The following is a 22,377-nucleotide window of genomic DNA, read 5'->3' as shown; positions in this document are numbered from 1 at the left end:
GAGTTATTACTATTTATATATCTCATGTGCTGATAATCATAAAGAACAGAATTCCATTTTTCATCGCCATTTTTCATTTTGTCGTTATACTCTTTTATCTTTTCTCTGTCGCCTAAATTTTTATACATATCACGTAGATCTCTACATATATAGGCACTTTTTAGTTCATCGCAGCCATATTCAAGCATTTTTACATCTGCTTTTGACTCAGAAAGTGCTTTTGCATAGTCAGAATAAATAGATTTAGTATCTCCATTTTTCTTTGCGAAATAAACTATTTTCCATTTTATCAAATCAAGAGCTGGTATATTGCATGCTGGAGCAAATTTTTTATCATAACAATACTCAGGGATAGTTTTTTCATAATAATTTATAACTTTTTTGAGATCTTTATTCTCTAAAGCTTCTAATTTTTCTAATGCTAAACAACCTAGGTCATTGCCTTGATCCAAACACCAATATTTTGCTTTTTCAGTGCCAATTTTTTGTGTATTGGTTTCTATAAGCTTTTTATCGGCGCTATAATCATAATTTGGCTTTTCTCTACTACTCCCAAAGCCCCAAGCATATACGCTACTTGTGGCCAACACGCTGGCTAAGACTGAAGCTAAAATTTGCTTTTTCATCTTTATACTCTCCTTTTTTTGATTAAAAAGGCCATTCTACCCCCCCCCGTGCTTAAAATAAATTTTAAAAGGGTGCTGGCCCATGAAAAAGTTTAAATTTAGTGTATAAGTGTCTGCTAAAATGTGCAGAGTATGTCAAGCAGTCTGCCAAGCTTTTGCATATCATTTAAGAAAAGCTGGTTTGGTTTTTGTGTAAATTCTTTAGCTTCGTCTAGGATTTTGGGCTCAGCAATGCTATAAGCAAACTCCTTTTTTAAGATCTTTGCGCCCTTTTTATGGACAAATTTTGCATCAATTAAGCTTGCAAAAAAGCTATCATCTCTTAAGTAGTAGTTGGTGGCCGCATTTACAAGAACTGGCTTTTGAGCCAAAAACTCACCGCAAACGCCATTTGGTGATCTAAATTTAACGCTCTCAACCACGTCAGGTCTTATCTCATAAAACCTTATCTCGCTAGATTTTTTAAGAGCCAAAACATCACTAGTTTTGTTTAAATTTATAGAGGCGCTATCAGCTTCTATGACGTTTATAACGCCACTTACTAGAGAATAAGCACTTGTAGTTTTATTTTGATCAAGGAAATTTATCATGCCAAAAAATGGCACACTGGCATTTAGTTCAGCCAAATTTGGCATATTTTTGATTAGTAGCTGCTGCTTTTCGCCACCAAGCTCAAAGTAGTTCACCATGATGGAAATTTCATCCTTTTTGCTAGGTATCTTTTGCGAGCAGCCCACAAAAAAGAGGGCTGCAAGCAGCAAAACTACTAAATTTCTCATTTTATGAAATAATCACCATCAAAGCTTACAAGCGAGTATTTTCTCTCATTGCCGATACTCTCTTTAAGCTCATCAATGCTCAAAAACTCTAAGCTATCAGCTCCGATGTACTCTCTGACCTCTTCGACGCTTTTTTTGGCGCTTATTAGCTCCTCAAAGCTTGGTGTATCGATACCGTATCGCTCGGGATACTTGAGCTCAGGGCACGCAACTCTGAAGTGAATTTCTTTTGCCCCTGCGTATCTTAAGAGATCGACCACCTTTTTAGAAGTGGTGCCACGAACGATGCTATCATCGATCACGACGATACTTTTACCAGCTAGCACACTTGACATTGGGTTTAGCTTTAGTTTGACTTTTAAATTTCTCATCTCTTGGCTTGGCTCGATAAAGGTTCTGCCCACATAGTGATTTCTGGTGATGGCTAGCTCAAATGGAATTTTGCTCTCGTTTGCGTATCCAAGCGCTGCTGGCACGCCGCTATCTGGCACAGGCACTACAAAGTCAGCCTTTACCTTGCTCTTTCTAGCAAGCACCTCGCCCATCTTTTTTCTCACCTCATAGACGCTTTTGCCTTCTATCACGCTATCTGGGCGCGCAAAGTAGATGTACTCAAAGGCGCAAATTCTAGGATCTGGCTCGAAGATTTGCAAGCTTTGAAACTCGCTCTTGCCATGCTCAAAAACTATCATCTCGCCAGGTCTAACATCTCTTATAAATGTCGCTCCCACAAGATCAAACGCGCAAGTCTCGCTAGCTACGATGTATCCGCCATCTTTTAGCCTACCAAGACTTAGTGGCCTAACACCCCAGCGATCTCTGATGGCAAAAGTCTTGTGGCGTGACTGCACGAGCAAGCAGTAAGCACCTTTTATCTTATCAAGTGCTGCGATGATGCGATCTTGCAGGTGTTCGTCGTGGTTTCTTGCGATGAGGTGGATGATGTTTTCTGTGTCCATATTTGTCTGAAAAATCGCGCCATCTTTGATAAGCTCGTCTCTAACCTCGTCTTTATTGACCAAATTTCCGTTGTGAACGATAGAAATTTGACCTAGGGCGTAGTTGGCGGCTATTGGCTGGGCGTCACGGCCTGAGTTTTTGCCAGCTGTTGCGTAGCGGTTGTGGCCGATCGCCATGTCGCCTTTTAGTGAGCTTAATATCTCTTCGTTAAAGACCTCGGTGACTAGGCCGTTGCCCTTGTGAGTGGAGATCTCGCCGTCGTCACAGACGCTGATGCCACTTGCCTCTTGACCGCGGTGTTGCATAGAAAATAGCGCATAATACGCCGTTTTCGCCGCATCCTTAGAATTTATGATACCAACTATCGCACACATCTTTTATCCTCTTTTCATCTTTTTAAATTTATCTTTGCAGTTAAATTTCATAGCCAACGCCAAACACTTTTTGTAAGTGGCTTGTTATCCAAAGTGCCGGTATATTCGCCGTTATTTGCACCATTTATAACAATCCACATGCGCTAAAACTAAATTTCATCATCTCAAATCAACTCACCAGCTCTTAAATTTTGACGCTTTTTGCGCTCTGGTAGGTAGAATTTATCGCCAAATTCTAGCTTGTAGCTCTCTACATCATCAAGACTAAATTTAATCATCAAGCCCCAAACTATCGTCTATCGAGTATAGACCGCTGCTCTGATCTTTTAGCCAGATGGCAGCCTTAATGGCACCCTTTGAAAAGGTCGCTCTGCTAGTTGCAGTATGGTTTAGCTCGATAAATTCGCCGTCATTGTAAAAGCCAACCGTGTGACGACCGACCACGTCGCCGCCACGAAGCGCCATAACTGCGATCTCGTCTTTACTTCTTGCACCCACCATGCCAGCTCTGCCTGTTACTAAAACATCTTTTAAATTTAGATCCCTTGCCTCTGCCACGCAGCCTGCTAAGGTCATCGCAGTGCCACTTGGAGCGTCCTTTTTGTGTCTGTGGTGCTGCTCGACGATCTCTATATCAAATTCTCGTAAAACTTTCGAAGCTATCCTTGCTATGCGGTTTAACACTGCTACGCCTAGACTCATGTTTGTTGCGTAGAGTATTGGCATAGTGCCTGATGCTAGGTGAAGCAAGTTTTTCTCGTCGTCATTTAGTCCAGTTGTGCCGATAACTAGTGGTTTTGGGTTAGTTCTAGCGTAGTTTAGCAGTGCTACGGTCGCCTCTTTTTGGCTAAAATCGATGATGACGTCGCACGCTTCAAAAAATTTAGCAAAGTCGTTTGTCAAAAGCTCGCTACTTAAATTTTCAACCTCATTTTTTTGGCTAAAAGCGACGCTTAAAGTGGCGTCTTTTTCATCTTTTAAACAAGAGATGATGCTTTGAGCCATCTTGCCGCTAGCGCCGTAAAGTCCTATTTTTACCAAAATTTATCCTTTGATTTTTGGTTGAAATTTAACATAAAATTTATTATAGAGAGATTACGAAATGGCTTTTGAAAAAGAGCTACTTTAGGCAAGAATTTAATAAAAAATTATCATTGTGGTAACTGCAGCGATCAGAAAAATGGATATTGATTATATTAGAGCGCCCTTTTTGCCTATTTTATGCAAAGGGCGACTACGCTATGTCTTAGGGTTATTTTATTAATGCTATTTTAAAAAAATGCTCTGATAAGCCTAAAAACCAAGCAATTTTAAAATATAAATTTTTACTAAAATGATTTATTTTGAAAGAGAAATTTAGCCAAAAATTTGGCTAAATTTGAGTATTAATGTAAGCTTTCTATGTAGCTCATAGCGCTAAGTGCAGCCACAGCGCCATCGCCTGCAGCAACGATGACTTGCTTTGGAGCATCCTCTCTGATATCACCTGCTACAAAGAGCCCTTTTAGGCTAGTTTGCATCTTAAGGTTAGTCTTTACCTGTCCGCCATCAGCCATTTCGCAGATAAATTTGCCGTTTTCGTCTTTTAAAATTTCGTTATTTACATTTAGTCCGACAAAGGTGAAAATGCCCGGCACATCAAGCACGCGTTCGCCATTTTTAGTATCAAGCACGATCTTTGTTAGGCCCATTTTATCGCCAAGCGCCTCTTTTACAGTCGCACTTGTTATAAACTCGATCTTCTCATTTTTTCTAGCTTTTTCAACGGTTGTTGGCGCTGCTCTAAACTCGTCGCGTCTATGCACTAGATAAACTTTTGAGCAGATATTTGCTAGATAAAGTGCCTCTTCTACGGCTGTGTCGCCACCGCCAAGGACGACTACATCTTTGTTTTTGTAAAAGAAGCCATCGCATGTTGCGCATGTGCTAACGCCTTTGCCAAAGAACTCGTCCTCACCTTTAAAGCCAGCACGTCTTGGGGTTGAGCCAGTCGCTACTATGACAGCCTTTGCCTGCTCGCTCTTGCCGCCTTCAAGTAAAATTTCAAAGCTGCCGTCACTATTTTTTCTAACGCCAACGACGTTTGCCCACTTATGAACTAATCCAAACGCACTGCACTGCTTCCACCAAGTGCTCATAAAGTCAAAGCCGCTCTCGCCAGGAGCTTTTTGACCTGGGTAGTTTTCTATCTCTGAGCTCGAGGTGATCTGACCGCCAGGCTCGCCTTTTTCAAACATTACAACATTTTTTAGTCCGCCTCTAGTGGCGTAAAGTCCGGCGCTTAGTCCTGCTGGACCGCCTCCGATGATCGCTAAATCAAGCATAAATTTCCTTTATTCTAAAACTTTTATGGACGAATTTTGTTTGTAAATTTCGCCCCTTTGATGAACTATCTCAACACTGCTAGGTAGCTTCGTGATGCTTAAATTTCGCATCAGCTCTAAAACTGTATTTATATCAGAGCTTATGTATTTTAGTGTTGAGTTTGACTCATATCTTTTTTGAAAGATATCGATCGCCACAACTGTTTCATTTTTGGTTGGTAAAATTTCATCTAATTTTGACTGATTTGAACTGAAGATTAAAAGCGTGTATTTTGGCTCTTTTGGAGTGAAAATTTCGCTTTTTTCGTAAAAAACTAGCTTCGCAAAATCAACAAATTTATATTGTGAAAAACGATAGTTACTATACGCAAATGCAGCCGCTATCATAGCTGCACCAAAAAATGAACCAAATATATAGGTAAGAGGAAGCAGACTTCCTCTTCTTTTTTCGCTCATTAAAGAAGCGAATTTAGTTTGTCAGTTAGGGCTTGTTTTGACTGCGCACCGACCATTTGCTCAACTAGCTCGCCATTTTTGAAAAATAGCAATGTTGGGATCGATCTGATGCCAAACTCAACTGCAAGATCTTGCACTTCATCAGTATTTACCTTGCAAATTTTCGCTTTGCCCTCGAAGTCTTCAGCAAGCTCTTCGATCACTGGGGCTAGCATACGGCAAGGTCCGCACCATGGAGCCCAGAAGTCTACTAGAGCAACGCCTTCTTTTGTTACATCAAAATTTTCTTTTGTGAGTTCGATGTATTTTCCCATTTGTTCTCCTTATTTTCAAGATGTGGCAATTATACAAAATCAAATTTAAATTTTAGCTAAATAATAATTTTTATTATAAACTAATATTTTCTATCAGCTCAAAAGTTTCATTTTTTACAACCAGCAGATCAAGCTGATAGTCTCTGTTTGGCTCATTTTTCATCATATAAAAATTTATTGTTTTTAAAATTTTCATATATTTTGCCTTGTTTAGCCTATACTCCGCTTCGTATCCTCCGCTAGTTGCTTTTACTTCAATAAAATGCAAAATTTTATCGCTACTTAGCGCTATAATGTCGATCTCGCCAAATTTAGAGTGAAAATTTCTCTCTAAGATGACAAAACCAAGCTTACGCAAAAACTCGCAAGCCCTATCTTCGGAGCTCTTACCAAAGAGATACTCTTTTAGCCCCAAACTACTCCTCGATCCTCATCATAAATGGCTCTTCTTTTATATACTCTTGCTCTTTTAAAAGCTCTATCGTTCGCTTCGCATCAGCCTCTAAGCTCGTGTGTGTCGTGAAAAATAGCACGGCATACTCGCTCTCATCTTTTGGCTTTTGCAGCAAGCTATCAATCGAGAGGTTGTTTTCACTCATTAAATTTGTTATCTTTGCTAGCACACCCATTTTGTCTTCGACTTTTAGCCTAAAGTAGTATTTCGTCTTTATCCTGTCGCGATCAAGCAGCTCTAAGGTGTTTAGCTCAAATGGCGCTTTGTATCCAAGCATAGGCGACTTGCTATCTCTTGCAATGTCGATAAGATCGCTAATTACTGCGCTTGCTGTTGCGTCGCCACCAGCTCCTGGACCATAGTACATCGTCTCACCAACGACCTCTCCAACAACGCTGATCGCATTTGTCACGCCACTTGCCTTTGCTATCATTTTGTTTTGTGGCACAAGCGCTGGATGCACGCGTAGCTCGACCTTGCCTTCGCTTTTTTTGGCGATAGCTAGAAGCTTGATCGAGTATTCAAAGTCTTTTGCGAAAAATATATCCTCTGGCGTGATGCCTTGTATCCCTTCTATCAAGATATCTTCTGGATCGCCGTGCACGCCATAAGCTATGCTTGCTAGGATGAGAAGCTTGTGAGCCGTGTCAAAGCCACCCACGTCAAAAGTAGGATCAGCCTCGGCATATCCAAGCTCCTGCGCCTTTTTAAGTGCATCTTTGAAATTTGAGCCCTCATTCATCATCGAGGTTAGGATGTAGTTGCTTGTGCCATTTAGTATGCCATTTATGCTTAAGATGTGGTTGGCACTAAGCCCTTCTCTTAAGGCTCTAATGATCGGTATGCCACCAGCTACGCTTGCTTCAAAGCCAAATGGCATGTTTTTGGCTAAATTTTGCAAAGCGTATCTATGATAGGCAAGAAGCGCTTTGTTTGCAGTGACGACCGCTTTTTTGTGCTTTAAAATTTCACTCACCACTCTAAAAGGCTCTTCAACACCGCCCATAAGCTCGACAAAAACGTCGATATCATTGCGGTTTATGACGCTATTTATATCATCAGTCAAAGGGATGCCAGCGTCTCTTTTTTTGTTTAAATTTCTAACCACACCTATGACTGGCACTATCTCCTCGCCACATCTTGCTGCGATTAGCTTTTTGTTTTTTAGTAAAATTTTTGCGACCGACTCGCCAACGGTTCCAACGCCCAATATCGCTACATTCATTCAAATTCTTTCAAATATTTTTTTATATTTCTTGCTGCTTGCCTTATCCTATTTTCGTTTTCGATAAGAGCTAGACGCACATAGTCGTTTCCGCCCTCGCCAAAACCAATACCCGGGCTAACGGCGACTGATGCCTTTGTAAGAAGCTGCTTTGAAAACTCAAGGCTACCTAAGTGGCTAACCTTTGGTGGAAGTTTCGCCCAGATAAACATGCTAGCATTTGGCTTTTTAAGCTCCCAACCAGCCTGAGCAAAGGCCTCTATCATCACATCTCTTCTTTTTTCATAAATTTGGCGTATCTCTTCAACGCAGCTTTGATCGCCGTCAAGCGCGACTGTAGCTGATACTTGTATCGGCGTAAACATGCCGTAATCAACCCATGATTTTATCTTTTTAAGTGCGGCGCAAAGTCTCTTGTTTCCGCACATAAAGCCAACTCTCCAGCCTGCCATGTTGTAGCTTTTTGAAAGGGTGTAGCATTCGACTGCAACGTCTTTTGCGCCTTCTACTTCAAAAATGCTTGGCGTTTTGTAGCCATCAAATGTAAGATCTGCGTAGGCGATATCTGAGATGATGTAAAATCTCTCTTGCTTTGCAACGCTTACAAGGCGCTCGTAAAAGCTCTTTTGTACGGTCACGGTCGTTGGATTGTGTGGGAAATTTACCACTACGTATTTTGGCTTTGGCGAGCTTGCGTGTATCGTCTGGATCAAATTTTCAAAAAATTTATTCTCATCTAGCTCAAATTTATCGTTGTAGTGAAGTGGCATCTTTGCGACACTTCCGCCAGCAAACAAAAACGCTTGCGTGTGTATCGGATATGCAGGATCAGGCACGATAGCCACGTCGCCTGGGTTTATAACGGCTTGAGCAAGATGTACAAAGCCCTCTTTGCTGCCCATAGTGGCGACTGCTTCGGTTTCTGGGTCTAAATTTACGCCGTATTTGCGCTTATACCAGTTGCAAATGGCAAGGCGGAGCTTGTAAATTCCAGCGCTGGCTGAGTAGCCGTGAGTCTTGTCTTTTTGCGCGCTTTCGCATAGTTTATCGACGATGTGTTGCGGTGTTCTGCCCTCTGGGTTGCCCATAGAAAAGTCGATGATGTCCTCGCCAGCTCTGCGTGCTGCCATTTTTATAGCATTTACTTCGGCAAAAACGTAGTTTGGCAAACGCTCAATTGTATTAAATCTTATCTCATCAAACACTGTTTGCTCCTATTTTATAAGCTTGATAATTATCTCGTTTTTAATATTAGTTATGTCGTTATTGTCGCTAATTAACGCATATTTTGCGTCGTTAGCTAAATTTATGGTGTAGTTAGTTTTTATCTCGTTTTCTTTTTTTAGATCGATTTGGTTTAAGTTTTTATCATAAATTCTAACAAGCGGCACCCATTTGTTTGGCTCGTTTGAGATGATATTTAGGCTACTTGCGCCTGCTATATCTACGATATAGACACCTCCACTTTTTACAAGCGGAGTCTCTTCGTTAAAATTTACTTTTGAGGCATTTAGGCTCATATTTTTAGCGTCCAAATAAAGCGCTAAATTTCCATCAACTCTATCAAATCCCATGATCTTAAAGCCGCTTTTACTAAGCGTGAAATTTAGTAAATTTGGATCTATGCCGCCACTTTTTAGAGCTAAAATCCCATAAGAAATTTCATTGCCATTTTTTAGAGAATTTACTCTTGCCACGCTTATGTTTGCATCTTCAAGAGCTAAATTTATCGATTTTACAAATAGTGCTGAGGGGACTTTTTGCGTGCTTATAAATTTTAAATTTAAGCTATTTGAGTTAAATGAGAGAGCATCGTAGTTCGAGCTTTGCTTTAGCCTTGAGACCAGCTCGCCAACGTTTAGCGAGCCGTTAGTGTCTAAATTTTCTAAAGAAATTTGCAGTTCTTTTCCGCTACTTAGTGCATTTGCACTGCTATTTAGATCAAAAGCGTATGAAAAAACGCTAAAAAGAAGAAATATGGCTAGTTTTTTTACCAAGATTTGCCCTTATTCATCTCGACAAACTCGTCATAAGTTAAAAATTTCATATCGCCATTTTCTACTAAAAATCTAGCTGGGCGGCTTGGGTTATACTTTGTTACTTTGTCGCCGATCTTAAGCTCGATGTTGCCATTTCCGCAAACGACTAGCTGTCTTTGGTCTAAATTTATATTGACGCTTTTGCTTGTATCGCTTGATGTTTTTTGGCCATTTTCAAGGTTGATGATGCCTATCCAAACGCGTTGTTTTGGCGTGATGATCGCCTCATTTAGCGGTTTTGTCACGTTTTGCTCTACTTTTGGAGCTGGCTGGGCTGCCATGCTAGGTTTTAGGGCATTTTGATCAACGCTAGCAGGACTTACAGTCACGTTTTGCTCAGCTGGAGCTGAAATTTTCACGCTTGAAGCGTTTGCATCGATCTTTGGAGTGTTTTGAGAGATCGTTACATTTGTGTCGATTATATTTTTCTTCACTTCATTTACGATGCTTGATTGCGAGTAGCTCACGCTTGTGTTGTCTTCATTTAAGCTTGCTATGAAATTTTGGACGTATTTGTAAGCGTCAAAGTAGTAAGCGCCGCCAGCGATGATAGCTAAAATGATGATCCAGAAGAAAAATCCAGCCCCACCACCACTGCTTTGCCTTTGGATAGAGACATCTTCAGGTGTGTAAGAAGAAATTTTTGGGCTAACTTTTGTTTTTTTGCTCTCATCAGGCATATTTTCTTGCATAAATGCGTCGTATTCAGCGAGAAGTTCGCTAAGATCGACGCCGTACTCACGCTGTAAAATTTTGGCGTAACCTCTCATGTTTAAGCGTGATAATTTTTCAAAATTTTTGTCAAAAATGTATTGTAAAAATGTGGGTTCAATGTGCGTTTTACGCGAAATTTCTTTTATGCCTATCTCTTTTAAATTTTCTAATTCATTCATCTATCATCCTATCACAAATTATCGCAAAAGCTGCACTTACATTTAGGGAGTCCCAGCCGTCTTTTAGCTTGATACCGACGCACTCATCGCACTTTGCTAGAGCTTTTTGCGGTATGCCTTCGCCCTCTGAGCCCATCACCAAAGCCCTTTTGCCAGCAAATTTCATCTCTTTTATATTTTTGCCGTTGCTTGCCGTCGCGTAGAGCCTAAAACCACACTGTTTTAGCTCGTTTAGCAGGCTAAGTCCATCTTCAAAGATCGCTATTGGTATCTCGTAAGCAGCACCGCTACTTGACCTTAAAACGCCTTGCATATTTACACTTTTTGCAACTATGACAAGTCCTTCGCAGCCTAGAGCATAGGCACTTCTAGCGATGGCACCGATGTTTCCGACGTCACTTATGCCATAAAGCACGGCGATGAAATTTAGCTTTTTTAGCTCACTAAAGTCTGAAAACTCAAACTCACTAACGCTTGCTAAGAAGCCTTGATGGTTGCCGCCATGCGCCATCGACTGAGCTTTTTGATTATCCACGCGGATGATCTTCTTGCCAGTGCCACAAATTTTAGAGAAGAGTTTTTTATCACACTCTTTTGAGAGATAGATCTCTTCTAGGATTTGTGGGCGCTTGTTCAAAATATGTAAAAATAGCTGTTTTCCGTATATTATCATGGTTGCTTATGGTAGCTAAAGTCAAGTAAAATTTAACTTATTTCGCTTCTAAATTTGAGTGAATTTTTGAAACTTTTTGAGGGAATTTGAGCTTTTAAATTTATGCTTTTATGAGCTCGTCGTATATCTTTTTGACGTCCTTGCCAGTTATTTTGCTAAGTAGTTTTGCCTTTGCTTTTGGGGCGATGTCAAGCGAGATGATCTCATCTTTTGTGATGTTTTGAGTGGCTATATTTGCGCTTTTTGAGATGACCACCGCCCACTCGCCGTTTAAATTTGCTTTTTCTAAAATTTGGGCTAAATTTTTGGCTGTATTTTTAAATTTAGTCTCAAATTTTTTGGTGGCCTCTTTTATGGCAAAAATTTCTCTCTCTGGTTCTAAATTTGCAATGCTTTGCACTAAGCTTAATATGCGTTTTGGGCTTTCATAGATCACGGCTGGATAGGCTAAATTTAAAGCATTTTGTATAGCTAAAGCCCTCTCTCTACCGGTATTTGGTAAAAAGCCTAAAAAAACAAACTCTTTATCACAAAGTCCGCTGGCGACTACGCTTAAAAGTGCAGCGTTTGCTCCGCTTAAAATTTCGTATTTGATATCATTTTTTTGAGCGTATCTTACTAGACTAACGCCTGGATCGCTTATGCCTGGCATGCCAGCATCGCTCATATAAGCTATATTTTTACTCCAAATTTCATCACTTAAATTTGCGAAAAATTCATCTTCGTTGTGGGTGTGAAGCGGGATAAAATTTGAGATATTTATATTTGCGTCAAAGCGTTCGTTTAGTAGATTTACAAGGCTTTTGCAAACTCTTGTATCTTCACAGATAGCTATCTCGCATTCACGCAAAATTTTGATCGCACGAAGCGAGATATCTTCTAAATTTCCTATTGGAGTAGGAACAAAGTAGAGCAAGGCTTATTTTTGAGCGTATTTTTTCTTAAATTTCTCAACACGGCCAGCGCTATCAACTATCTTTTCGCTGCCTGTGAAAAATGGGTGGCACTTGTCGCAAATGTCAATTCTGATTTCGCTTTTGTTTGACTTTGTCTTAAAAGTGTTGCCACACGCGCAAGTTACGGTGCAATCTACATACTCTGGATGGATCTCTTTTTTCATCATCTTTCCTTTATTATTTTGGGCTATTTGTTACCTTAAAAGTTGCTGATTATATAAAAACTAATCTAAAAATCAAATAAATCAAGCAAGAAATTTTGCCGCCACAGATATGACTGCGGTTTGTGATCTTAAGATATTTTTTGTATTTAGGCCGTAGATATTTTTAAATTTAGCCGTCTCATCCTCGCTAAATCCGCCCTCTGGACCGATTATTAATATCTCATCATCTCTTTTTTCATTTAAATTTTTGCCACCAAAATTTATGGCCGAGACATTTTTATAAACGTTCATTAGCTCGTCTAAATTTTTGTAAATTTCAAACTCCATTAGCGACGTTCTCCCGCACTGCTCGCATGAAAGTGCGTTTATGTAGTTTAGCTTTTCAAGGTCGATCTTGAAATTTGCCTGAGAAAATTTAGTATAGACAAAGGCGATCTTGCCAACGCCAAGCTCGTTTAAAAATGGCAGCGCCTTTTCGATCGTCTTTGGGTCAACGACCGCCCAAGCGATGGTAAAGTCAAATTTATGCTCGCAGTTTAGGCTGGCAAAGACAAGGCTTAAATTTGCACTTCTGCGCTCTATCTCATCGATCTCGTAGATATACTCTTTATCGTCGCGTAAATTTCTAACACTTATGCGCTCACCTGTCTCAACCCTTCTAGCTTTTAGGTGTAAAAATGCTTCATTTACTATTTTTAAGCGCTCTTCGCCAGCGTTTTTATCATATAAAAATTTCATCTAAATCCCTGCTATGATGATCAAAATAATGTCGCAAATGCCTTTAATAAGGGCAAATTTTTTAAATTTCTCTAGCTCGCCAGCAACAGCATATCTCTTTAGCCTTTTATACCCAACGGCGCTAAGTGCGATCAAAACTATCAAGACAAGAAGCATTTTTATAGCGTTAAATTTTGGCTCGTAACTATAATATGCCCACAAAATAAGCCCAGTTAGCACCAAAAAGCTAAGCAGCATATGATAAATAGGCAAGAAATACCTTATACGAAGCACGTAGTTTTTACTCCCCACTCCAAACTGAGTAAGCGCTAGATAAAGCACCGCTAAAGCAAGTAGCGCATAAAAAAATGTCACGTGAAATGGCAAAGTATAAGCATAAAGCGAGCTTAAGTTTTCGTTCATTTCTTCTCTTTAGGAGGCTCATTTTCTTCGACGACTGGCTCAGGTGGCAGCTGCTCGTCGATAGTTACATTCGCATCAGGCTGAGCTATCGTAACATCACTAGGGACTGGCTCACTAACGTCACTTTTGGCCTCTTCTTTATCTCCACATCCCAAAAATACGCCAGCTATAAGCAAAAAAGAGGTTATAAATTTTTTCATTAAACGTCCTTTGGATTTTCTATTTTTATCTTATTTATCATCTTTTCAAGCAAATTTTTATCTTCCCACTCGTCCATAATCGCCTCTGAAAATTTGATATCGCCAAGCCTTATCTCGCCCATTTGTGGGTTTATCGCGTCCTCTTTGAAGCACTGCGCATAGCCGGTGTCGGTCTCATGGACGATGACGCTATGAAGCTTCACTTCGCGCTCGCCGTTGTTCATCACGCTAAGTTCAAGAAGCCTTTCGATCATTACAAAAAATATACGGCAAAACTGCTCTGCGCTGGGATTTAGCGGGATCTCGATCCACCTTGCAGAGTGCTTTTTAAGGTCGTTTTTGTATTCGTCGCTATCGCCTGAATATATGGTCGTAGCGTGATCAAAGCTATCGATGATCGTCTTTATGTTTTGCTTCATCAGCCCAAAGTCATAGACCATGCCAGCGTTATCAAGAAAATTTGAGCTAAGTAAAATTTCTGCTACGTAGCTGTGACCGTGGATGCTCGTCCTGCAGCGCTTTGAGCTACAAAATCTCACGATATGCGCATTTTCAAATCTAAAAAGTTTTCTAATAATCATCAAACACCCTCTTTGTCGCCCCAAAGCCTGATGTGGATACGCTCTGAGTAGTTAAATCCATGCTTTATGGCAAACTGCGCTGTTTTTAGAGCATTTTTGCTTAGCTCGTCCTCATTTGCGCCCATCGCCATGCACCAAACTGGCAAATTTGCTCTATCTTTTATATATAAAATTTCCTCCAGCTCGCTTTTGTCAAAGCGCGAGATGACAAATTTTAAAAAGCTGCTTTTAGCGTTATTTTTGATAGCTAAAATAGCGTCTAAATTTATGCGTTTTTGCTCGCTAACTCCGCTATTTGCTAGTTTTACTCCAAGTGCGAAATGGCAATTTTTATAAATTTCAAATTTAGTAAAATCAACCAAGATCGTGCCATTTGTCTCAAAATGCACCTCGTATTTTATAAGCAAATTTCTTACCAAATTTATGAAATTTTCATTTTGATGCCAGATGAGTGGCTCGCCGCCTGTTAAAACGATGATCGGCTTTTGCTCTAAGCCTTTACAAAGCCCATCAACTAGGCTTAAAATTTCATCTGCGCTATATCTTTTGTGGTGAAAATGTCCCTTAAAAACGGCTCTTATGCTATCGCATCCCAAAAGCTCTTCACCTGTTTTTAAAGACCTTGTCTTTACGCCAAAGCCAGAGCAGTTTAGGTTGCAGCCCAAAAAGCGTAAAAACACAGCGAGCCTGCCCTGATAAGCGCCCTCGCCTTGGATGCTTAAAAATGCCTCAACTAATTCTAGCTCTTTGCTCATCAACCACCAGTTTGGTAAAAAGCCCTTGAAGATGTTTCATTTTCAGCTCCTAGAGCCCATTTGTTCTCTTTTGGCTTATTAGCTAGCACTTGCCTTAAGATCTCGCTTGCTGCGACGATGTCGCCATTTGCAACTGCTTTTTTGATACTTAGTGCATCTTCAAAATAAAGGCAAGGTATCAAAAGCCCCTCAGCACTTAGTCTGATGCGGTTGCAACTCTCGCAAAAGTCGTGTTTGTGAGGGTCAATGATGCCAAATTTATAGCCGTCATCAAGTCTGTAAATAGACGCAGGTGCGTTTGGCAATTTTTCATCTTTTGTGACGTTATATTTTTGCGAGATGATATTTAGAATTTCATCGCTTTTTAGCCCTTTTAGATCCTCTTTGGCGTGCGAATTTTCCATATATTCGATAAATCTGATTTGAGAGTTTCTAAATTTAGCAAACTCAAGCAAATTTACAAGCTCATCGTCGTTAAAGCCTTTTAGCGCGACCGTGTTTATCTTGACTTTTAGCCCAGCATCAAGTGCTGCTTCAAAGCCAGCTAAAACCTCGTGTAAGACGCTCTTTTGAGCGATAAATTTAGCCTTTTGCTCATTTAGCGTATCAAGTGACATATTTATGCGCTTTAGACCAGCGTCCTTTAGCCTTTTGGCAAAGTGCGGCAACATAAAGCCATTTGTCGTAAGCGCTAGATCGATGTCTGGCTTATAATCGCTTATCATCTTTATAAAGACGTCCAAATCCTTGCGCACGAGTGGCTCGCCGCCTGTGATCCTGATCTTTTTCACACCCTCGTCGATAGCTACTTTTACAAATAAAAATAGCTCTTCAAATGTCAGTAAATTTTCTTTTGGTGTCCAACTAAATGGCGTCGTAGGCATGCAATATCTACATCTAAAATTGCAACGCTGCGTCACAGAAATTCTTAAATAATCAACAACCCGACCATATTTATCTATTAGCATAAAGCACCTTTTTTAAGCTTGGTTAGAGCTTTTTTAATTTTCAATTATATGTTAAAAGATTTAAATTTAAATAAAAATTTAAGCTAATTTTTGTAGTTTAAGAGTAGTTTTGTCTTTTAAAATTAGCCCAAATTTAGGCTAATTTATGAAATTTAAGCACAAATTCAACTCGCCCCATACCCACGTGAAGATCTTTAGCGATCATGGCTGCGCTTTTGCCATCTTTAAACATCTTTAGAATTTGCTCTTCTTCGTTGATGACGCTTGGGGCGATTTTATTGATATCTCTTGTTCGCTCCTCAAGGTTAAACATCCTATCTTTTTGTTCGTTTGCAAAGTCATCTATCACTCGCTCGATGCTCTTTATAGCGCGGATTATCGGCACGATTTTTTCGTTTATCTGCTCGTTTATCTGCTCTTTTAGCTCATCTTTTACATCTTTTAGCTGCTCGTCATCATCAGGCTTAAAGCTCGCTAGTGCGGCCAGCTGCTTTTTGAGATTATAGTTTTCTTGTATGGCGCTCTCTATGGCACGCTCATATCTTGTAAATTTCTTATTTGTCTCGCTATCTTTTATAAATATCAAAGCTATTATTATCGCTAAAACGATGCCAAAACCTAAAAAAATGTAAATTTCCATATTTTTCCTTTACGAATTCGCTCTAAGCTCTCTTATCATCACACGTTCTCTAGCCGTCACGTAAGCGTTCCAGTCGGCCTCGTCCTCTTCGTGCATGTTCTCTATCTTTGCTAGCCTCTCGTCCTGTGCCCTTAGATAAAGGCTCAAATTTCTCTTTGGAAAGATAGGCATCATAATCCTTGCGTAGTAAATTTCATTTTTTTTAAATTTATCTTCGCTTATTTTTATATGCGTAAAGCCGATCTCATCGATATCTGCGCTCTCTTTTAATGGCAAATATTGCTTGTGCTCGTTTTTTATATAATCACTAAGCGCGTCGATCTTTCTATGAAGCTCGATGACAAGCGTTAGCAAGACTTGGTCGCTCTCTTTGGTCTCGCCGCGTGATTTGGCTCGCTTTAGCCACGCTCCAAGCGCATCTTCGTCGCCTGGCAAGATAGAGTTAAATTCTCTTAAAAATTTCTCATCCCCACTTCTGTCGCACTCATAAACCATGCTAAGAGGCGCTTTAAAAAGTCTTACTTCGCTCACAATACACTGATCCAAACAAAGATGAAAAATAAAATTCCCAAATAGCCATTTAGCGTAAAAAACGCCCGGTCTATCTTGCTAAAGTCGCGCCTTACGATCCTATGCTCGAAAAATAATATCACGCCACTTATCACAATGCCAAAAAATGCCATCGCTCCAAGTCCAGCCGCCCAAGCAAAAAGTAGCCAAAGTATAAAAGCTAAGGCGTGAAAAATGGCTGATAAAAACAGTGTCGCCTTGTCGCCATAAATGGCTGGTATGCTAAAGAGCTTATTTTCTTGGTCAAATTTAATATCCTGAAGCGAGTAGAGCAGGTCAAATCCAGCCACCCAAAATGTCACACCAAGGCAAAGTAGCACGCTCCAAAGCGGTATAGCAGCGCTCACTGCGACCACGCCAGCGATAGGAGCAAGTCCAAGACTAAGGCCTAGTACCAAGTGCGCTAGCTCGCTAAATCGCTTAAATAGCGAGTATCCGCCAAGCACGGCAAGGATAGGGAAGCTTAGCCAAAATGCGAGCGAATTTACAAAATAAGCGCAGATGATAAAGATAAGCGCGTTTGCTACGATGAAAAGCTGCATATTGCCCTTGCCGATGCGCCCATCTACGCTTGGACGGCTTGCGGTGCGTGGGTTTAGCTTGTCGATGTCATCGTCTTGGTATCTGTTAAACGCCATGGCGAAATTTCTAGCGCTGACCGCGCAAATAGTGCCTAAAATAAGCAGTTTAAAGCCAAACCAAGCCGAGCCATTTTCTATCTTGCTCGCAACTATCATCGCCACAAAGATAAAGGGCAAAGCAAAAACAGAGTGCTTAAAAACGATGAGTTCTGCGATATCTTTTAGCTTTTTGATCATATAAATTTCCATCTTTTTAAAAAGTGTCTGATTTTACACCATTTTGCTTTAAATCTAAATTTATATTATCATTGCGAGAGTAATTTAAAATGAAGGGTTATGATGAGTAAAATAGCGATTATCGGAGATGGTTTTAGTGCGTTATTTACGGCGCTTGAGCTAGCTAAAAAGAATGAAGAAATTTTAGTTATTAGTAGCCAAAAAGATGAGTTTGAAAGCGGAATTTTAACCCCATTTAACACCCCAGCGCTCGCAAGAGATGGAGCGATATCTAGCTCGTTTTTGGGGCTGGTTAGTAAAAAAAGCGAGCTTGATATAGCGCTTTGCCTAAATGAAAACTTTAGAGCTTGGATGGCAAATTTCACGCTTAAATCAACAAAGGCTCACGACAAAAAGATGAGAATTTTGTTTAAAAAATTTGGACAAAAGAGCTTTGAAATTTTAAAAGAGCTAAACGAAAAATATCCGCAGATAAATTTTGATGAGAGCGGCGTTTATCTCATCTTTAGCGAGGATGAGAGCTTTAAAAAGAGGCTTGATGAGACAAGGGTCGCTGATAGCGAGCAAGAAATTTTAAGCGTGGATAGTGAGCTGGCAAATTTTGGTCTGATAAATAAAAATATAAAAGGTGCGCTAAATCTAAGCAAAAACGCGAGTATAGATGCGGCTGAGCTAAAAAAGGCGCTTGTTAGCGAGCTAAATGAGCTTGGAGCGCAGTTTATAAATGATGAAATTTATGAGCTAAAAACACAGGGGCAAGCCGTGCAAAAGGCTGTTGGCAGGACTGGCGAATACGAGGCTGATAGCTTTGTCGTGGCTAGTAGAAGCTTGGAGCTTTCAAGCAAGCTTGGGACAAATTTAAGCGCCATTTTGGCTAAATTTTACACGATCGATCTTGTGCTAAGCGAGGGTCAGATCCCTAAAAAGCCGATCATTTTAAATGATATGTTTGCCAAAATTTATCCAACCAAAAATGGCGTCACGATCATCACAAATTTACAAGTGGGCGCGATCGATACGCTTGTAAAAACAGAAAAGATCAACGCATTTTTAAACGAGCTAAAAAGACACCTTGGCATAAGCGAGCTAAAAGAGCCTAGTTTTAGGGCAAATTTCGTCCTTCTTAGCTCAAACGACAAGCCAGCGATCGGACGCGACGAGACATATGAGAATTTACTCTATAACCAAGCGTACGGGCTAAACGAACTAAGCTTTGCGCCGCACTTTGCAGGCGTTTTGGCTGATCTCATAAAAGAGGGTAAAAGTAACGAGCAAAGCGATGAAATTTTGCTATTTAGCTCACTTTATGAGGGCTAAGCTTGTTTGGCGAGCTAGCACTAATTGGCACTACAGCAAGCGGCAAGAGCGACCTAGCCTTTGAGCTAGCAAAGGAATTTGGTGGCGTCATTTTAAGCCTTGACTCGCTTGCGCTTTACAAAGAGATAGATATCGCCAGCGCAAAGCCAAAGCCCTGGCAGCTGGGGGCTGTGAGGCACTTTGGGGTGAATGAAATTTACCCTGATGAGGAATTTAGCGTTGGGGCATTTTTTGAAATTTATAAAAACGCAAAGGAATTTGCGCGCTCGCAAGAGTGCTTGCTCATCATCACAGGAGGCAGTGGCTTTTATCTAAAGGCGATGCTTGGCGGTCTTGCGCCAGACGTGCCAAAATGCGAGTTAAATTTAAGCAACGAAGAAATTTACGAGCTAGCTTTACAAAACGATCCAGAGTTTGCAAGTAAATTTAGTCAAAACGACTCTTACCGCCTCGAAAAATGGTATCAAATTTATAAATTTAGCGGGCAAATCCCAAGCATTTGGCTAAAGCAAAATACCAAAGAGAGCGTCATAAAAGAGCTTGCGATATTTGAAATTTTGTGGGACAAAGAGGAGCTTAGAGCTCGCATAGCAAAGCGAACGAAAAATATGCTAGATGAGGGCTTGATAGATGAGGCGAAGTTTTTATTTGACAAGTATAAAAGCGAGCCTAAACCCCTAAAATCGATAGGCCTAAAAGAGTGCAAGCAGTTTTTGGAGGGCGAAATTTCAAAAAGTGAGCTAGAAACGCTCATCGCCACGCACACAGCCCAGCTTGCTAAGCGTCAGAGAACATTTAACCGATCGCAGTTTGAGAAGAAATTTGTGGGCGATTTGGCGCAGACTAGAAGTGAAATTTTGAAATTTTTAAAAGGTTAAATTTAAATTGTCTTGGTGGTAAATTTAGTTTAGTAGAGGCGAACAGCTCCAAAAGAAGCCGTTCGATAAATTTATATAGGCATTACCCTGATTTTTGGGCTTAGGCTCTCTTGCAAGACATTTTCTATCGCATAAAGTGTGCCAGTCGAGCCGCTTGAGCAGCCTGAGCAAGCGCCAAGATAGCGAATATAAACGTCGATATTTTCGCCGTTATCGTTTCTGATGTCTATGATCTCTAAATTTCCACCATCCATCATAAGCATCGGGCGGATCTCTTTATCGATGATCGACTCGATCGCTTTTAGCTGGCCAACCATCGTCATGCTCTCAAAGCTAACGTCGCTAAGCGTGTTGTTTGCTTGAGCATTTGCCTGAGCTTCAAGCCTCTCTTGCTCCATCTCAGCCCTAGTATCGCGTAAGATATCAACAAGGTAGTAGTCCTTTTTCTCGTGTCCGCCAGGTCTAACGCATGATTTACAAAATGCGCCTGCTTTGGTGTATTGTGTGATCTCCTCAACCGTATGAAGGTCGTTTAGTCTTATCACCTCTTTGATCGTGCCAAGGCTCACTCTAGCGCACTCACAAACGATGATCTCATCTTCAAAGTGCTCTGGGTCTATGCCCTTGTAGCTTGCAGCAGCTGCCTTGATGACGTCGTATGCCATAACCGAGCAGTGCATCTTTTGAGGTGGCACAGCTGGGGTGTCTGGGTTGTCACGCATAGCTCTTTCAACATCTAAATTTGTTATCTTGACTGCTTCATCGACTGTTTTGCCGATGCAAAGCTCAGCCATCGTATCAGAGCTAGCTATAGCCGTACCACAGCCAAAGCTTTTAAATTTAGCGTCTATTATCTTGTCAGTTTTCTCATCAACGAGCCAGTAAAGCCTTACCGCGTCGCCGCAGCTCTCTGCGCCAAAGTCAGCGATGATGAGTTTTGCGTTTGCTTTTTTGGCGTCCTCTTCGGTTAGTTCGCCCATGAATTTAGGATTATTCATCCTATCTTGCACTACCTTTGAGTATTCATCCCAGATAGAGCCGCCGATTAAGTTATTTTTTGCCATGTTTTTCCTTTAAATTTTATAATCCACTCTTATGCCACTCTGGGGCGTACGCGAAGGTGCTTGATATGCTTCTTAGCCTATTTATCGCTTTTGTTATATGTTCGATCGCGTAGTCGATCTCCTCTTCGGTGTTAAACCTAGAAAGTGAGAGTCTAAGTGCGGTGTGGGCTAGCTCTTTGTCAGCGCCGATCGCCTCCATGATAGGGTTGCTCTCTAGCGTCTCGCTCGCACAGGCAGAGCCAGTAGATGCTGCTATGCCAGCTCTATTTAGGTCCCAAAGCATAGCCTCACCCTCGACGCCTTTGATAGAGGCTAGGATGGTGTTTGGCACGCGTTGCTCTTTTTTGCCAACGACGCTAACGTCTGGAATTTGTAGTAGTGCGTCTTCTAGCTTGTCACGCAAACGGCGAACGTGTGAGTGCTCGTAATCCATAAATTTATTTGCTAGCTCAAGCGCCTTGCCCATGCCAACGATACCTGGTACGTCAAGCGTGCCGCTTCTGCGTCCGCCCATGTGCTCGCCGCCGTGAAGCAAGCTGCTTAGCGGCATGCTATTTTTTATAAATAACGCTCCAACGCCCTTTGGTCCGTGAAATTTATGAGCTGAAAAGCTTAAAAAATCAACGTCTAGGTCTTGAACATCTATCTTTATCTTACCGACTGCCTGCACGGCGTCAGTGTGAAATAATGCGCCGTATTCGTGGGCGACTTTGGCAAGCTCTTTTATAGGAAAGATCATGCCAGTTTCGTTGTTTGCGCTCATTATGGCGACAAGTGCGACATTTTCGTCCATGACAGCCCTTAGCTGCTCTGGAGTAACGATACCGTCGCTATTTACGTCTAAAACCGTAAGCTCCACGCCATATTTTTCTAGAAATTTACAAGTTGCTAAAATGGCTGGATGCTCGACTGCGGTGGTGACGATGCGTTTTTTTTCGCCAGTTGCGATCTTGTCGAAGTAGATGCCTTTTACAACCCAGTTGTTGCTCTCGGTCGCACATGAGGTAACGACGATGTCATCGCTATCTTTTGCATTTAATCCGGCGTAGAGCTGATCTAGCGCTGTTCTTAGCGCTGGATGGGTCTCTGAGCCAAATTTGTGAAGTGAGTTTGGATTGCCGTATTTTTCGCAAAAAAACGGCTTCATAAGTTCAAAAGCTTCTGGATCAACCATCGTTGTGGCGTTATTGTCTAAATATACTTTCAAAT

At 40.9% G+C, this 22,377-nt stretch carries 28 protein-coding genes; 2 read left to right on the top strand and 26 right to left on the bottom strand.

All coding sequences use genetic code 11. The annotated features are described in order from the left end of the window. From CYP84_RS03245 to mqnP, 24 genes are all read right to left on the bottom strand, one after another. A partial coding sequence (locus tag CYP84_RS03245; RefSeq protein WP_141089189.1) for a hypothetical protein occupies window positions 1–626 on the bottom strand: 626 nt, incomplete at its 3' end. Window positions 627–742: 116 nt separating this feature from the next. Beyond that, a complete protein-coding gene (locus CYP84_RS03240) occupies window positions 743–1,405 on the bottom strand; it encodes a hypothetical protein (RefSeq protein ID WP_103636660.1) in 663 nt (220 codons plus the stop codon). Further along, window positions 1,402–2,739, bottom strand: coding sequence for an amidophosphoribosyltransferase (purF, locus tag CYP84_RS03235; protein ID WP_103636659.1), 1,338 nt, complete (start codon window positions 2,737–2,739; stop codon window positions 1,402–1,404). Before purF ends, CYP84_RS03240 begins: the two co-directional genes overlap by 4 nt. Before the next feature lie 270 nt (window positions 2,740–3,009). After that, window positions 3,010–3,780: a 4-hydroxy-tetrahydrodipicolinate reductase gene (gene dapB, locus CYP84_RS03230; RefSeq protein WP_012001050.1), complete on the bottom strand. Its 771-nt coding sequence runs from the start codon at window positions 3,778–3,780 to the stop codon at window positions 3,010–3,012. A gap of 344 nt (window positions 3,781–4,124) precedes the next feature. Continuing rightward, window positions 4,125–5,063 carry an NAD(P)/FAD-dependent oxidoreductase gene (locus tag CYP84_RS03225; RefSeq protein ID WP_103636658.1) on the bottom strand — a complete coding sequence of 313 codons (939 nt, stop codon included), beginning with the start codon at window positions 5,061–5,063 and terminating at the stop codon, window positions 4,125–4,127. A gap of 9 nt (window positions 5,064–5,072) precedes the next feature. Continuing rightward, window positions 5,073–5,519: a hypothetical protein gene (locus CYP84_RS03220; protein WP_021089433.1), complete on the bottom strand. Its 447-nt coding sequence runs from the start codon at window positions 5,517–5,519 to the stop codon at window positions 5,073–5,075. Then, window positions 5,519–5,833 (bottom strand): thioredoxin, encoded by a 315-nt coding sequence (gene trxA, locus CYP84_RS03215; RefSeq protein WP_021092602.1) that lies wholly within the window; start codon window positions 5,831–5,833, stop codon window positions 5,519–5,521. The genes CYP84_RS03220 and trxA overlap by 1 nt, the downstream gene beginning before the upstream one ends. A 73-nt stretch (window positions 5,834–5,906) precedes the next feature. Continuing rightward, window positions 5,907–6,248 (bottom strand): YraN family protein, encoded by a 342-nt coding sequence (locus CYP84_RS03210; protein WP_103636657.1) that lies wholly within the window; start codon window positions 6,246–6,248, stop codon window positions 5,907–5,909. A gap of 1 nt (window position 6,249) precedes the next feature. After that, window positions 6,250–7,512 carry a homoserine dehydrogenase gene (locus CYP84_RS03205; RefSeq protein ID WP_103636656.1) on the bottom strand — a complete coding sequence of 421 codons (1,263 nt, stop codon included), beginning with the start codon at window positions 7,510–7,512 and terminating at the stop codon, window positions 6,250–6,252. Beyond that, the gene (locus tag CYP84_RS03200) at window positions 7,509–8,717 is read right to left on the bottom strand and encodes an LL-diaminopimelate aminotransferase (protein WP_103590353.1); all 1,209 of its coding nucleotides are present in this window, start codon (window positions 8,715–8,717) and stop codon (window positions 7,509–7,511) included. The genes CYP84_RS03205 and CYP84_RS03200 overlap by 4 nt, the downstream gene beginning before the upstream one ends. A 9-nt stretch (window positions 8,718–8,726) precedes the next feature. Then, window positions 8,727–9,509, bottom strand: a complete 783-nt coding sequence (locus CYP84_RS03195) for a hypothetical protein (RefSeq protein WP_103636655.1) — start codon at window positions 9,507–9,509, stop codon at window positions 8,727–8,729. Then, on the bottom strand, window positions 9,503–10,444 hold the full coding sequence (locus CYP84_RS03190) for a phosphatidylglycerophosphate synthase (protein ID WP_103603484.1): 942 nt from the start codon (window positions 10,442–10,444) through the stop codon (window positions 9,503–9,505). Before CYP84_RS03190 ends, CYP84_RS03195 begins: the two co-directional genes overlap by 7 nt. Beyond that, complete coding sequence (gene rlmB / locus CYP84_RS03185; protein WP_103575386.1) at window positions 10,437–11,117, bottom strand: 23S rRNA (guanosine(2251)-2'-O)-methyltransferase RlmB; 681 nt, start codon at window positions 11,115–11,117, stop codon at window positions 10,437–10,439. The genes CYP84_RS03190 and rlmB overlap by 8 nt, the downstream gene beginning before the upstream one ends. Before the next feature lie 100 nt (window positions 11,118–11,217). Beyond that, a complete protein-coding gene (gene rsmI, locus CYP84_RS03180; RefSeq protein WP_103636654.1) occupies window positions 11,218–12,033 on the bottom strand; it encodes a 16S rRNA (cytidine(1402)-2'-O)-methyltransferase in 816 nt (271 codons plus the stop codon). Between the two features lie 3 nt (window positions 12,034–12,036). Next, entirely contained in the window at window positions 12,037–12,237 is a 201-nt protein-coding gene (gene rpmE / locus CYP84_RS03175; protein WP_009295018.1) for a 50S ribosomal protein L31, read from the bottom strand. Between the two features lie 81 nt (window positions 12,238–12,318). Further along, entirely contained in the window at window positions 12,319–12,975 is a 657-nt protein-coding gene (locus CYP84_RS03170) for a 16S rRNA (uracil(1498)-N(3))-methyltransferase (protein ID WP_103636653.1), read from the bottom strand. Continuing rightward, window positions 12,976–13,377, bottom strand: coding sequence for a hypothetical protein (locus CYP84_RS03165; protein ID WP_103636652.1), 402 nt, complete (start codon window positions 13,375–13,377; stop codon window positions 12,976–12,978). It lies immediately after the preceding gene. After that, on the bottom strand, window positions 13,374–13,577 hold the full coding sequence (locus CYP84_RS03160) for a hypothetical protein (RefSeq protein WP_009295012.1): 204 nt from the start codon (window positions 13,575–13,577) through the stop codon (window positions 13,374–13,376). Before CYP84_RS03160 ends, CYP84_RS03165 begins: the two co-directional genes overlap by 4 nt. Next, entirely contained in the window at window positions 13,577–14,158 is a 582-nt protein-coding gene (locus CYP84_RS03155) for a 6-pyruvoyl trahydropterin synthase family protein (RefSeq protein ID WP_103636661.1), read from the bottom strand. Before CYP84_RS03155 ends, CYP84_RS03160 begins: the two co-directional genes overlap by 1 nt. Continuing rightward, window positions 14,158–14,913 carry a 7-carboxy-7-deazaguanine synthase QueE gene (locus tag CYP84_RS03150; RefSeq protein ID WP_103636651.1) on the bottom strand — a complete coding sequence of 252 codons (756 nt, stop codon included), beginning with the start codon at window positions 14,911–14,913 and terminating at the stop codon, window positions 14,158–14,160. The genes CYP84_RS03155 and CYP84_RS03150 overlap by 1 nt, the downstream gene beginning before the upstream one ends. Continuing rightward, the gene (gene moaA / locus CYP84_RS03145) at window positions 14,913–15,881 is read right to left on the bottom strand and encodes a GTP 3',8-cyclase MoaA (protein ID WP_035142762.1); all 969 of its coding nucleotides are present in this window, start codon (window positions 15,879–15,881) and stop codon (window positions 14,913–14,915) included. The genes CYP84_RS03150 and moaA overlap by 1 nt, the downstream gene beginning before the upstream one ends. A 133-nt stretch (window positions 15,882–16,014) precedes the next feature. Then, entirely contained in the window at window positions 16,015–16,521 is a 507-nt protein-coding gene (locus CYP84_RS03140) for a DUF6115 domain-containing protein (protein WP_004318037.1), read from the bottom strand. A 9-nt stretch (window positions 16,522–16,530) separates the two neighbouring features. Further along, complete coding sequence (locus CYP84_RS03135; RefSeq protein ID WP_103636650.1) at window positions 16,531–17,052, bottom strand: hypothetical protein; 522 nt, start codon at window positions 17,050–17,052, stop codon at window positions 16,531–16,533. Then, complete coding sequence (gene mqnP / locus CYP84_RS03130) at window positions 17,049–17,909, bottom strand: menaquinone biosynthesis prenyltransferase MqnP (protein WP_430393505.1); 861 nt, start codon at window positions 17,907–17,909, stop codon at window positions 17,049–17,051. Before mqnP ends, CYP84_RS03135 begins: the two co-directional genes overlap by 4 nt. 102 nt (window positions 17,910–18,011) lie before the next feature. Between mqnP and CYP84_RS03125 the strand changes: the two genes are divergently transcribed. Together CYP84_RS03125 and miaA are read left to right on the top strand one after the other, a co-directional pair. Further along, window positions 18,012–19,226, top strand: a complete 1,215-nt coding sequence (locus CYP84_RS03125; RefSeq protein ID WP_103636648.1) for an NAD(P)/FAD-dependent oxidoreductase — start codon at window positions 18,012–18,014, stop codon at window positions 19,224–19,226. A 2-nt stretch (window positions 19,227–19,228) separates the two neighbouring features. After that, on the top strand, window positions 19,229–20,104 hold the full coding sequence (gene miaA / locus CYP84_RS03120; RefSeq protein WP_103636647.1) for a tRNA (adenosine(37)-N6)-dimethylallyltransferase MiaA: 876 nt from the start codon (window positions 19,229–19,231) through the stop codon (window positions 20,102–20,104). 71 nt (window positions 20,105–20,175) lie between these two features. Here miaA and CYP84_RS03115 read toward each other — a convergent pair whose 3' ends face one another. Continuing rightward, complete coding sequence (locus CYP84_RS03115; RefSeq protein ID WP_004318029.1) at window positions 20,176–21,168, bottom strand: iron-sulfur cluster assembly scaffold protein NifU; 993 nt, start codon at window positions 21,166–21,168, stop codon at window positions 20,176–20,178. Between the two features lie 16 nt (window positions 21,169–21,184). Beyond that, window positions 21,185–22,375: a NifS family cysteine desulfurase gene (locus CYP84_RS03110; protein WP_103636646.1), complete on the bottom strand. Its 1,191-nt coding sequence runs from the start codon at window positions 22,373–22,375 to the stop codon at window positions 21,185–21,187. Between the last annotated feature and the right edge of the window lie 2 nt (window positions 22,376–22,377).

It is taken from the genome of Campylobacter concisus (assembly GCF_002912425.1).
Taxonomy (GTDB): Bacteria; Campylobacterota; Campylobacteria; order Campylobacterales; family Campylobacteraceae; genus Campylobacter_A; species Campylobacter_A concisus_AH.
The sequence above is the reverse complement of the archived record's forward strand: the minus strand, read 5'-3'. Positions and strand labels throughout refer to the sequence as shown.

Bases quoted from the DNA above. Each gene is read 5' to 3' on its own strand.
- CYP84_RS03225 (WP_103636658.1), bottom strand. From the start codon at position 5,063: ATGCTTGATTTAGCGATCATCGGAGGCGGTCCAGCAGGACTAAGCGCC.
- CYP84_RS03205 (WP_103636656.1), bottom strand. From the start codon at position 7,512: ATGAATGTAGCGATATTGGGCGTTGGAACCGTTGGCGAGTCGGTCGCA.
- CYP84_RS03160 (WP_009295012.1), bottom strand. From the start codon at position 13,577: ATGAAAAAATTTATAACCTCTTTTTTGCTTATAGCTGGCGTATTTTTG.
- CYP84_RS03220 (WP_021089433.1), bottom strand. From the start codon at position 5,519: ATGAGCGAAAAAAGAAGAGGAAGTCTGCTTCCTCTTACCTATATATTT.
- CYP84_RS03155 (WP_103636661.1), bottom strand. From the start codon at position 14,158: ATGATTATTAGAAAACTTTTTAGATTTGAAAATGCGCATATCGTGAGA.
- CYP84_RS03170 (WP_103636653.1), bottom strand. From the start codon at position 12,975: ATGAAATTTTTATATGATAAAAACGCTGGCGAAGAGCGCTTAAAAATA.
- CYP84_RS03165 (WP_103636652.1), bottom strand. From the start codon at position 13,377: ATGAACGAAAACTTAAGCTCGCTTTATGCTTATACTTTGCCATTTCAC.
- CYP84_RS03140 (WP_004318037.1), bottom strand. From the start codon at position 16,521: ATGGAAATTTACATTTTTTTAGGTTTTGGCATCGTTTTAGCGATAATA.
- rpmE (WP_009295018.1), bottom strand. From the start codon at position 12,237: ATGAAAAAAGAGATCCATCCAGAGTATGTAGATTGCACCGTAACTTGC.
- trxA (WP_021092602.1), bottom strand. From the start codon at position 5,833: ATGGGAAAATACATCGAACTCACAAAAGAAAATTTTGATGTAACAAAA.
- CYP84_RS03150 (WP_103636651.1), bottom strand. From the start codon at position 14,913: ATGAGCAAAGAGCTAGAATTAGTTGAGGCATTTTTAAGCATCCAAGGC.
- CYP84_RS03125 (WP_103636648.1), top strand. From the start codon at position 18,012: ATGAGTAAAATAGCGATTATCGGAGATGGTTTTAGTGCGTTATTTACG.
- CYP84_RS03115 (WP_004318029.1), bottom strand. From the start codon at position 21,168: ATGGCAAAAAATAACTTAATCGGCGGCTCTATCTGGGATGAATACTCA.
- moaA (WP_035142762.1), bottom strand. From the start codon at position 15,881: ATGCTAATAGATAAATATGGTCGGGTTGTTGATTATTTAAGAATTTCT.
- CYP84_RS03240 (WP_103636660.1), bottom strand. From the start codon at position 1,405: ATGAGAAATTTAGTAGTTTTGCTGCTTGCAGCCCTCTTTTTTGTGGGC.
- purF (WP_103636659.1), bottom strand. From the start codon at position 2,739: ATGTGTGCGATAGTTGGTATCATAAATTCTAAGGATGCGGCGAAAACG.
- CYP84_RS03190 (WP_103603484.1), bottom strand. From the start codon at position 10,444: ATGAATGAATTAGAAAATTTAAAAGAGATAGGCATAAAAGAAATTTCG.
- mqnP (WP_430393505.1), bottom strand. From the start codon at position 17,909: ATGATCAAAAAGCTAAAAGATATCGCAGAACTCATCGTTTTTAAGCAC.
- rlmB (WP_103575386.1), bottom strand. From the start codon at position 11,117: ATGATAATATACGGAAAACAGCTATTTTTACATATTTTGAACAAGCGC.